At 69.9% G+C, this 10,841-nt stretch carries 8 protein-coding genes and 1 tRNA gene; 2 read left to right on the top strand and 7 right to left on the bottom strand.

From position 1 onward, the window contains the following. Positions 1 to 36: 36 nt before the first annotated feature. Positions 37 to 113, top strand: a tRNA-Val gene (locus AC1D29_RS18470). A 230-nt stretch (positions 114 to 343) separates the two neighbouring features. Here the strand turns inward: AC1D29_RS18470 and AC1D29_RS18465 are convergent. The 7 genes from AC1D29_RS18465 to AC1D29_RS18435 are packed head-to-tail and all read right to left on the bottom strand — an operon-like array spanning position 344 to position 9,326. Next, on the bottom strand, positions 344 to 1,810 hold the full coding sequence (locus AC1D29_RS18465) for an NAD-dependent succinate-semialdehyde dehydrogenase (RefSeq protein ID WP_477900052.1): 1,467 nt from the start codon (positions 1,808 to 1,810) through the stop codon (positions 344 to 346). Positions 1,811 to 1,838: 28 nt separating this feature from the next. Further along, positions 1,839 to 2,915 carry a tartrate dehydrogenase gene (locus tag AC1D29_RS18460; protein ID WP_477900050.1) on the bottom strand — a complete coding sequence of 359 codons (1,077 nt, stop codon included), beginning with the start codon at positions 2,913 to 2,915 and terminating at the stop codon, positions 1,839 to 1,841. A gap of 18 nt (positions 2,916 to 2,933) precedes the next feature. Continuing rightward, a complete protein-coding gene (locus AC1D29_RS18455; protein ID WP_477900048.1) occupies positions 2,934 to 4,565 on the bottom strand; it encodes an ABC transporter ATP-binding protein in 1,632 nt (543 codons plus the stop codon). Continuing rightward, positions 4,565 to 5,416 carry an ABC transporter permease gene (locus AC1D29_RS18450; protein ID WP_477900046.1) on the bottom strand — a complete coding sequence of 284 codons (852 nt, stop codon included), beginning with the start codon at positions 5,414 to 5,416 and terminating at the stop codon, positions 4,565 to 4,567. Before AC1D29_RS18450 ends, AC1D29_RS18455 begins: the two co-directional genes overlap by 1 nt. Positions 5,417 to 5,430: 14 nt before the next feature. Next, positions 5,431 to 6,387 (bottom strand): ABC transporter permease, encoded by a 957-nt coding sequence (locus AC1D29_RS18445; protein ID WP_477900044.1) that lies wholly within the window; start codon positions 6,385 to 6,387, stop codon positions 5,431 to 5,433. A 3-nt stretch (positions 6,388 to 6,390) separates the two neighbouring features. Beyond that, positions 6,391 to 8,010 (bottom strand): ABC transporter substrate-binding protein, encoded by a 1,620-nt coding sequence (locus AC1D29_RS18440; protein ID WP_477900042.1) that lies wholly within the window; start codon positions 8,008 to 8,010, stop codon positions 6,391 to 6,393. 26 nt (positions 8,011 to 8,036) lie between these two features. Next, a complete protein-coding gene (locus tag AC1D29_RS18435) occupies positions 8,037 to 9,326 on the bottom strand; it encodes an NAD(P)/FAD-dependent oxidoreductase (protein ID WP_477900040.1) in 1,290 nt (429 codons plus the stop codon). Positions 9,327 to 9,876: 550 nt separating this feature from the next. On the opposite strand from AC1D29_RS18435, the gene AC1D29_RS18430 reads away from it, so the two are divergent. Next, on the top strand, positions 9,877 to 10,752 hold the full coding sequence (locus tag AC1D29_RS18430) for a GNAT family N-acetyltransferase (protein ID WP_477900038.1): 876 nt from the start codon (positions 9,877 to 9,879) through the stop codon (positions 10,750 to 10,752). Positions 10,753 to 10,841 lie beyond the last annotated feature (89 nt).

The raw sequence follows: 10,841 nt of genomic DNA, 5'->3' as shown, positions 1-10,841 counted from the left end.
GGGCCTGCAAAAACCTGCTATAGTGCGCAGCTCTTCAGGCGCGTAGCTCAGTTGGTTAGAGCACCACCTTGACATGGTGGGGGTCGTTGGTTCGAATCCAATCGCGCCTACCAAATACGGTAGGAAAGAAAAAGCACCCGGCGGCGACGCCAGGTGCTTTTTTCTTGTTCTGTACGAAAACTGCGGCGCCTGAATCGCCCAAAGCGCCCAAAAGATGTGTCCGAGGTGGTGGGTAGACATGGCGCAAAGAGGGCCTTGTCGCCGGTGACGGCACTTTATGGCGCAACTATCACCGATACCAAAGGGCCGCCGTGCGCCGGAAGGCGCTCATCCGCGCTTCCCGCTACCAAAGCGTCTGGCACAGATACTTCGTGTGCATGTAGTCGTCCAGTCCGTAGCGCGAGCCCTCGCGGCCATAGCCTGATTCCTTGATGCCCCCGAAGGGCGCGGCCTCGGCCGCCAGCGCGCCTTCGTTGATGCCGACGATGCCGGTCTCCAGCGCCTCGGCGACGCGCCAGATGCGCTGCACGTCGCGCGAGAAGAAGTAGGCGGCCAGGCCGAAGGGCGTGTCGTTCGCTGCGGCGATGACCTCCGCCTCGTCGCTGAATCGCGTGATGGGCACGACGGGGCCGAACGTCTCCTCGCGGCTGCATTCCATGCCGGACCCGACGTCGATCAGCACCGTCGGCGCGAAGTAGTTGGGTCCCAGGTCCAGACGCGTCCCGCCGACGACGACACGCGCACCGCCTGCGACGGCGTCCTGCACATGGCGCTCGATCTTGTCGACGGCGCGCCGGTTGATCATGGGGCCGATCTGCGAGCCGGGCTCGCTGGCCGGGCCGACCTTCAGCGCGCCGACGCGGGCGGCCAGCTTGTCGACGAAGGCGTCGTGCACGCGCTGGTGCACGAAGACGCGGTTGGGGCAGACGCAGGTCTGGCCGCCGTTGCGGAACTTGGCGGCCATCAGGCCGTCGACGGCGGCATCCAGGTCGGCATCGTCGAAGACGATGAAGGGCGCGTTGCCGCCCAGCTCCAGCGACAGCTTCTTCAGCGTGCCGGCCGACTCGCGGGCCAGGTGCTTGCCGACCGGCGTCGAGCCGGTGAAGGTGATCTTGCGCACGCGGCCGTCGGCGAGCCAGACGTCCACGACCTCGGCCGCCCGCTCGCGCGAAGCGACGACGATGTTCAGCACGCCGGCCGGCACGCCGGCCTCCTCGGCGAGCCGGGCCAGGGCCAGCGAGGTCAGCGGCGTGTCCTCGGCCGGCTTGGCGACGACGGTGCAGCCGGCGGCCAGGGCCGGCGCGATCTTGCGGGCGATCATCGCTGCGGGGAAGTTCCACGGCGTGATCGCCGCGACGACGCCGACCGGCTCCTTCAGCACCATCATGCGGCGACCGCTGACCGGCGCCGGGATGATGTCGCCATAGGCGCGCACGGCTTCTTCCGCGAACCATTCGACATAGCTGGCGGCATAGGCCACCTCGCCACGGCCCTCGGCCAGCGGCTTGCCCTGCTCGCGCGAGATCAGGCGTCCGAGGTCCTCCTGGTGGGCCAGGATCAGCGCGTTCCAGCGCTTCAGGATCTGGGCGCGCTGCTTGGCCGGCAGGGCCCGCCAGGCCGGGCCGGCGGCGTAGGCCGCGTCCACGGCGGCGCGCGCGTCGGCGGCGCCGCTGTCGGGCACGCTGGCGATGGCGACGTCCAGCGCCGGGTCGCTGACCGGCAGCGTGCGGCCGTCCTGGCCTTCGCACCAGCGGGCGTTGATGAAGTTCTGCGTGCGCAGCAGGTCGGGGCGGCTGAGGCTCAGGGGCATGGCGCTAACTCGGAAATCTGTTGAAAGCTCAGGCCTGGGCCACCAGGCGGGCGATGGCCTCGCCCATCTCGGTCGTCGACGCGCTGCCGCCGAGGTCGCGGGTGCGCGGGCCTTCGCGCAGCACGGTCTCGATGGCGGCCAGCATGGCGTCGTGGGCGTCCGCGGCGCCGAGGAATTGCAGCATCAGCGCGGCCGACCAGATCATGGCGACCGGGTTGGCGATGTTCTGGCCGTAGATGTCGGGCGCCGAGCCGTGCACGGGCTCGAACAGCGACGGGAAGCTGCGCTCGGGGTTCAGGTTGGCGGACGGTGCCAGGCCGATGGTGCCGGTGGTCGCGGGGCCGAGGTCGGACAGGATGTCGCCGAACAGGTTGGACGCGACGACCACGTCGAAGCGGCCCGGCTGCAGCACGAAGCGGGCGCTGAGGATGTCGATGTGCTGCTTGTCGACCGTGATGGCCGGGTAGTCGGCGCCGACCGCGTCGGCGCGGCCGTCCCACCAGGGCATGCTGATCGCGATGCCGTTGCTCTTGGTCGCCACGGTCAGGTGCTTGCGCTCGCGGGCCTGGGCCAGCTCGAAGGCGTAGCGCAGCACGCGGTCGGCGCCGAAGCGCGAGAAGACCGATTCCTGGATGACGATCTCGCGCTCGGTGCCCGCGTACATGATGCCGCCGAGGTTGGTGTACTCGCCCTCGGTGTTCTCGCGCACGACCAGGTAGTCGATGTCGCCCGGCTTGCGGCCGGCCAGCGGGCAGGGCACGCCCTCGAACAGGCGCACCGGGCGCAGGTTGATGTACTGGTCGAACTCGCGGCGGAACTTCAGCAGCGATCCCCACAGCGAGATGTGGTCGGGCACGATGGCCGGCCAGCCGACGGCGCCGAACAGCAGCGCGTCATGGCCCTGCAGCTGGGCCTTCCAGTCGTCCGGCATCATCTGGCCGTGGGCCTGGTAGTAGTCGCAGCTGGCCCAGTCGATGTGGGTCAGCTGCAGCTCGATGCCGAAGCGCGCCGCGGCGGCGCCCAGCACGCGCAGGCCCTCGGGCATCACTTCCTTGCCGATGCCGTCGCCGGGGATGACGGCGATCTTGAAAGTCTTCTTGCTCATGATGATTTCTCGTTCAGGTCAGGCCGCGGCGGCCTGTTCGTCGAGCCAGCCCTGGCGCAGTTCGGGCACCGAGCGGGCCAGCAGCTCGTAGTAGGGATGATGGGGGCCGCGCTCGTAGTCGGCGCGCGCCACCTGCGCCAGCTTGCGGCCGTGCTGCATGACGACGATCTCGTCGCAGACCGAGCGCACCGTGTGCAGGTCGTGGCTGATGAAGAGGTAGGACAGGCCCAGCTCGCGGCGCAGCTCGGCGATCAGGTCCAGCACGGCGGCGCCGACGACGGTGTCCAGCGCCGACGTGACCTCGTCACAGAGGATGAGCTCGGGTTCGGCGGCGAGCGCCCGCGCCAGGTTGACACGCTGCTTCTGCCCACCCGACAGGCCGCCCGGCAGCCGCCCGGCCACCGTGGCGGGCAGCTTGACGAGGTCCAGCAGCTCGCGGATGCGGCGCTGCAGCGGCTCGCCCGACAGGCCGCGGTAGAACTGCAGCGGCCGCGCCAGGATGCGCTCGATGGTCTGGGACGGGTTGAGCGCCGTGTCGGCCATCTGGAAGACGATCTGCACGCGGCGCAGCTCTTCCTTGCCGCGTTGCTCCAGCGTCGGCGGCATGGGCTGGCCGTCGAACAGCATCTCGCCGCGGCAGGGCGCGATCAGGCCGGCGATGGCGCGTGCCAGCGTCGTCTTGCCCGAGCCGGACTCGCCGATGACGCCGATGGCCTGGCCGCGGTAGAGCTTGAGGTTGATGTCCTCCAGGATCAGCGCCTTGGGCTGGCCCTGCTTGTCGCGCGGGCCATAGCCGGCCGACAGCTGGCGCACCTCCAGCAGCGGCGTCTCCGCGGCCACGGCGCCGGTCGAACCGGCCTCGCGCTCCTTGGGCCGCGCGGCGGCCAGCAGGCACTGCGTGTACTCGTGCGAGGGCGCGGCCAGGATCTGCGCGGTACCGCCCAGCTCGCGCATCTGGCCGTCGCGCAGCACGAGGATGTGGTCGGCCATCTGGGCGACGACGGCCAGGTCGTGGCTGACGTAGACGGCCGTCGTGCGGCGCTCGCGCACGACACGGCGGAAGGCGCGCAGCACCTCGATCTGCGTCGTCACGTCCAGCGCCGTCGTCGGCTCGTCGAGGATGACCAGCTCGGGGTCGGTGATCAGCGCCATCGCGGCCATCAGCCGCTGCAGCTGGCCGCCCGAGACCTGGTGCGGGTAGCGGGAACCGATGGTGTCGGGGCTGGGCAGGGCCAGCTCGCGGAACAGCGCCACGGCCTTGGCTTCGGCCTCGGGGCGGGTCGAGGTGGCGTGGATCAGCGCCGGCTCGACGACCTGGTCCATGATGGTCCGCGACGGGTTGAACGAGGCCGCCGCGCTCTGCGCGATGTAGGCCACGCGTCGACCGCGCAGCGCACGCTGGCCGGCCGCGTCGAGTTCCAGCACCTCGGTGTCGCCGATGCGCACGCTGCCCGCCGCGATGCGGCAGCCCGTGCGCGCATAGCCCATCATGGCCAGCGCGGTGGTGGTCTTGCCGGAGCCGGACTCGCCGATCAGCGCCAGCACCTCGCCAGGGGCGATGGTGAAACTGAGGTCGTGGACGATGGTCTGCTCGGCATCGCGCGCGCCGGCGACGATGCGCAGGCCTTGGACTTGGACCTGGGCGCCCATCAGTGGTCTCCGCGGGCGGCGCGGCCCGGCAGGTTGTCGATCAGCAGGTTGACCGCGATGGTCAGGCTGGCGATGGCCAGCGCCGGCGCGATGATGGCCGCGCTGCCGTTGGCCAGCGCGCCGATGTTCTCGCGCACCAGCGAGCCCCAGTCGGCGTCCGGTGGCTGCACGCCCAGGCCCAGGAAGCTCAGCGAGGCCAGCAGCAGCACGACGTAGACGAAGCGCAGGCCCAGGTCGGCCAGCATCGGGTTGACGATGTTGGGCAGGATCTCGTGCAGCATGATGTAGAGCCGCCCCTCGCCGCGGGTGCGGGCGACTGTCACGTAGTCCATCGCGTTGATGTTGACGGCCAGCGAGCGCGCGATGCGAAAGGCGCCGGGCACGTAGATCATGGCCGCGGTCGGGATCAGCATGGGCAGCGTGGAGCCAAAGGCGGCCACCATGATCAGCGCCAGCATCTTGGAGGGGATGGAGGTCAGCGTGTCGATGCCGCGGCTCAGCACGGCGTCCACCCAGGGCGCGCTGGCGGCGGCCAAAAGCGCCAGCAGCGTGCCGATGCTGCTGGCCAGCAGCGTGGCCAGCAGCGCGATGCCGACCGTGTAGCGCGCGCCCTCGACGACACGGGCCAGCATGTCGCGGCCCAGGTAGTCGGTGCCCAGCCAGTGGTGGGCGCCCATCGGCGCGAACACGTCGCCATTGCCCATGTCGCCGCCGTCCTGGCCCAGCAGGGCCGGGCCGAACGCGGCCACCAGCAGCCAGGCAACCAAAATGGCCAGGCCCAGCAGGCCGGGCCAGGGCATGGCAAGCCGGCGACGGCGCGGTGAGGGAGCGAAGGAAGCAGAGCTGGTCATGGGCGTCTTCTCGATCAGCGATGGCGCAGCCGCGGGTTGGCGACGATGCTGCACAGGTCGGCCAGCGTGACCAGCAGCAGGTAGACGGCGCAGAACAGCATGGCGCAGGTCTGCACCAGCGGCATGTCGCGCTGCGACACGCCGTCGACCATCAGGCTGGCGATGCCGGGGTAGTTGAAGATGGACTCGACGATGATGACGCCGCCCAGCAGATAGGACAGCGACAGCGCCACCGCGTTGGCGATCGGGCCGATGGCGTTGGGCAGCGCGTGGGCCAGCACCATGCGCGTGGGCGAGGCGCCCTTGAGCTGGACCATCTCGATGTAGGGCGCCTTCAGCTGGTCGACGACGGCGGCGCGCGTCATGCGCATCATCTGCGCGACGGTCACGCAGCACAGCGTCAGCACCGGCATCGCGAACTGACGCAGCATCTGCCCGACCGACTCGACGCTGCTGGCCGACGACAGTGCCGGCAGCCAGCGCAGCTGCACGGCGAAGATCAGCACGGCCAGCGTCGCGACCAGGAACTCCGGCACCGACACGACGGCCACGGCGCCCGAGCTGGCCATGCGGTCGAACCAGCTGCCGCGCCACATCGCCGACGCGATGCCCAGCATCAGCGCGACCGGCACCGAGATCGCGGCCGTGATGCCGGCCAGCAGCAGCGAGTTGGGCAGGCGGCTGGCAATCATGTCGGCCACGGGCGCGCCGCTGACGATGGACATGCCCGGCTGCCCCGTCAGCAAGCCGCGCAGCCACTGCCAGTAGCGCACGGGCGCCGCCACGTCCAGGCCCATCTGATGGCGCAGCGCGGCGAGCGACTCGGCCGTCGCCTCCTGGCCCAGCTGGGCCTCGGCGGCGTCTCCGGGCAGCACGGCCGTGATCGCGAACACGACGGCCGACACCACCAGCAGCGAGACCCCCGCCATCGCGACGCGGCCGGCCAGCAGGCGCAGGATCAGCAGGTTCATCGCTCAGGCTTCCAGCCAGACGTTCTCGGCGAAGGAGTAGCCCATCAGGCCGCCCAGCGGGATCTGGCGCAGGCCCTTGAGCTTGGCGGTGTGGCCGTCGATGCTCTCCAGGAACATCGGGATGCCGACGCCGGCCTCTTCGTGGATCAGCACCTGCATGTCGGCGTACATCTGCTTGCGCTTGGCCTGGTCGGTCTCGGCGCGGGCGGCGAGCAGCAGCTGGTCGAACTTGTCGTTCTTCCAGCGCGAGCCGTTCCAGGCGGCGTCGGACTTGAAGAACTGCGTCAGCAGCGTGTCGGCGCTGGGGCGCGGGTTGACGTTGCCGAAGCCCACCGGGCTGTTGAGCCAGTGGTTGGACCAGTAGCCGTCGGCGGGCATGCGCTTGACGTCCAGGTTCAGGCCGATGCGCTGCGCCGACTGCTGCAGCACCAACGCCATCTCGACCGAATACAGCGCCACCGGCGAGGTCACGACCGGGATGCGTGCGCTGCCGATGTTGGCCTTGGCCAGGTGGAACTTGGCCTTCTCGGGGTCGTAGGGCCGCTTGGGCAGGCCGGCGAAGTAGAAGCGGTTGCTCGGGTCGATGGGCTGGTCGTTGGCGACGACGGCATGGCCCAGCGCGATGGACTTGCGCATCTGCTCGCGGTCGAACAGGTACTTCATGGCCAGCACGAAGTCCGGGTTGGCGCCCGGGCCCATGTCCTTGCGCATGATCAGGTCGGAGTACTGGCCCGACTGCGTGCCGAAGATCGCGTAGCCCGGCGTGCCGCGCACACGTTCCACGGAGCGCGGATTGACGGCGGCCACCAGGTCCAGGTCACCGGACAGCAGTGCATTGACGCGCGCGCCCTCGTCGCCGATGCCGACGAACTCGATCTCGTCGAGGTAGGGCTGGCCGGGCTTCCAGTAGGCGTCGTTGCGCACGACGATGGAGCGCACGCCGGGCTTGAACTCCTTCAGCTTGAAGGGGCCGGTGCCGATGCCGGTCGCGAAGTCGGTCGTGCCGTCCTTGACGATCAGGAAGTTGAAGGTGCCGAGGATGACGGGCAGGTCGGCATTGGGCTGCACCAGCGTGACCGTGACCTCGTTGGCGCCGCTGGCCTTGACGCTGTCGATCTGGTCGGCCAGCGCCTTGGCCTTGGAGGCAGTCGCGGCGTCCTTGTGGCGCAGCAGCGAGAACAACACGTCGGCGGGCTGCAGCGCCTTGCCGTCGTGGAAGACGACGCCCTTGCGCAGCTTGAAGACCCAGGTCTTGGCGTCCTTGGTCGTGAACGACTCGGCCAGCGCCGGTTGCGGCGTCAGGCTGCCGTCCAGCGCGGTCAGCCCGTTGTAGAGCATGGTGCCGCGCGAGTAGTCGGTCTGGTTGGCCATCTTGGCAGGGTCCAGCGTGTCGCTGATGGCGGCGGTGGCGCCGGCCACGCGGATGCGGCCGCCGCGTCGCGGCGTCTGCGCGTGGGCCGACAGTGCCGTGCCGGCCACGCCCGTGGCCAACGCCAGCTGCATGCCGCCGCCGGCGAGCATGGCCAGCAGGTCGCGCCGTGTCGCACCGCGCTTGAGCGCGCCGAGCAGCTCCAGGCTCTCCTGCGGGCCGACCATGTCTTGCAGCTTGCTGTGTCCGTTCATGTGAGTCTCCTGACGCAAGGTCTATCTCAGGACATCCTGTCCTTGAGGCGGTAGTAGAGGCCGACGGCCGGTAGGAACCAGGGTGGGCCGACATGGCCCGGGATGGCAGGCCAGGGCCGGTCGCGCCAGGGGTTGGCGGCGGCATTGCCCAGCAGGGTTTCGGCCATGCGCTGGCCCATGTGCACCGACATCTGCGTGCCGTGGCCGCTGTAGCCCAGTGAATAGAAGACGCCGTCGCGCTCGCCGGCGTGCGGCAGGCGGTCGCGGCTCATGTCGACGAGGCCGCCCCAGCAGTAGTCGATGCCGATGCCCTTGAGCTGCGGGAAGGTCTGCTCCAGGCCTTCGCGCAGGATGTCGCCACTCTTCTGGTCCGACGTCGGGCTGGAGATCGCGAAGCGCGCCCGCCCGCCCCAGACGAGCCGATGGTCCGGCGTCAGGCGGAAGTAGTGGTGGATGTTGGCGATGGTGACGTAGGTGCGCCGGCCCGCCAGCAGGGCCTGGGCACGCTCGGCGCCGAGGGGCTCGGTGACGATGATGAAGCTGCCGATGCCGACGATGCGCCGGCGCAGCCAGCCGAAGCTGCCGTAGCCGCCGTGCAGGCTGGCGCCGGTGGCCAGCAGCACTTGGGCGGCACGGATGGCACCGCGCGGCGTGTGCACCATGTGCTCATGGCCGGTGCCCAGGCGCTGCAGGCGCTGCACGGGCGTGTTCAGGTGGATCTGCGCGCCGCGCTTCTCGGCGGCGGCTGCCAGGCCGCTGGCGAAGCGGCCCATGTGCATCTGCGCGCTCTTGCGTTGCAGCAGGCCACCGACGAAGCGGTCGCTGCCGACCTCGTCGCGCACGGCGCGGGCGTCCAGCAACTCGACGTCGCGGTCCACCTCGCGCCGCATGCGCGCGTGGCTGCGCGCCAGCGCCTCGTAGTGGGCGGGGCGGGTGGCCAGCTTGAGCTTGCCATTGCGCTGGAAGTCGCAGTCGATGCGCTCTTCGCGCACCAGGGCCTCGACCGAGTCGACGGCGGCGTCGAACTCGTGGTACCAGGCGCGGGCCTGCTCGATGCCGTACTGCTCGGCCGCCGCGATGTAGTCCACCGCCAGGCCGTTGTTGACATGGCCGCCGTTGCGCCCCGAGGCTTCCTTGGCCACGCGGTCGCAGGCTTCCAGCACGACGACATGCCGGCCCCGCTGCGCCAGCGTGCGCGCCGCGGACAGGCCGGTGAAGCCGGCACCGACGATGACCACGTCGGCCTGCGCCGGCAAGTCGGCTGCCTGGGGCTGGAAGGCCTGGGCAGAGTCGGTCCAATAGGAATCGAGTTTCACGGCGGGTTGTCCTGGGTCACGGGGCGTGTCAGAAGGATTTCATTGAAGCATGTGAGGCCAATGCAAATGCGGGCTTGTGGCCGCCGGCAGCACATGAAACTGTCTTTTTGACCCCCCGCTTCGGCATAGGCTGCGGCCCGCACCGTGGCGAGGCAACCATGCACCTCGAGCCGACCTGGCCAGACCGATCGGCACGCTTTTGACGCGCCGTTCGGGTTGAGCCGTCGAAGGGTTGCTGCACGTCGAACGCAGCCGCCTGACTGCCGCCCAGCGGGCCGCGGTGGATGACATGCCCGTTGGGCACCTGGCATTGATCGGTATCGAGGGCTTGCACGGGCGGGTCTTTCGGCTGCGGTCGTAACACCGGTATCGATGCTAGGGACGGCACCCCGAAATTTGGCGCCGTTGGCCGGCCGCGGGGCGCAGATCATTGCGACTTGAACGGTGCGTGCAGTGCATGCTGCGGTTCTTTGCAAACAGCAAGATCGTCCTAGCGTTGCGCGTCCTGGATGGCCAGGATGGCGTCGAGAATGCCGCTCCGGAGCCCGCCTTGAAGACCGTGAATCCCGCCCCGACGCCGTCGACCGACGGCATTGTTCTGCGCGCCCTGCAGGAAGCCGACCTCGATGCCGCCCTGGGCCTGTCGCAGGCCGTGCACTGGCCGCACCGGCTGGCGGACTGGCAGTTCGCGTTGCGCTTTGGCCACGGCGTCATCGCCGAGCGCGACGGCGACATCGTGGGCTGCGCGCTGAACTGGCCCTGGGGACCTGCGCATGCGACGCTGGGCCTGGTCATCGTCGACCCGAAGTGCCAGGGCCGGCGCGTCGGCTACCGCCTCCTGCAGGCCCTGTTGGCCGAGCTCGGCGAGCGCAGCGTGCTGCTGCACGCGACCGCCGAGGGCAGGGGCCTGTATGAGCGCCTGGGCTTCGTGCGCACCGGCGAGGTCAGGCAGCACCAGGGGCTGGCGCAGTCCGCGCCGCTGGTGGCGCTGGACGCTGGCTGGCGGCTGCGCCCGTCGGACCATGCCGACGCGGCGGTGCTGATCGAACTGGATGCCGCGGCGCGCGGCATGCCGCGCGAGGCCTTGATGCGCGAGCTGCTGGCCGCGTCGGACACCGTCGTGCTGGACCAGGAGGGCGTGTGCCGAGGCTTCGCGATGCTGCGCCGCTTCGGCCGTGGCCTCATCATCGGCCCCGTCGTGGCGCCGGATGAACTCGGTGCCAAGGCGCTCATCGCGCATCTGGTCGGCGTCAGCGCGGGCAAGTTCGTGCGCATCGATGTCGACTTCGACAGCGGCCTGACCGAGTGGCTGGAAAGCCTCGGGCTGATGCGTGTCGACGGCCCGACCGAAATGGTGCGGGGGCCGGTGCCGGCCAGCGTGCCAGGCGTGCGTCGCTTCGCGCTGGTGACGCAGGCGCTGGGCTGACCGGCACGGGCGCAGGGCCGTGCGGCCCTGCGCGCCAATTCACGATTTCATCCCGTCGCGCGGGGTGACAAGCACACATCATTCTGCGC

It is taken from the genome of Roseateles sp. P1_C6, from assembly GCF_056406315.1.
The sequence above is the reverse complement of the archived record's forward strand: the minus strand, read 5'-3'. Positions and strand labels throughout refer to the sequence as shown.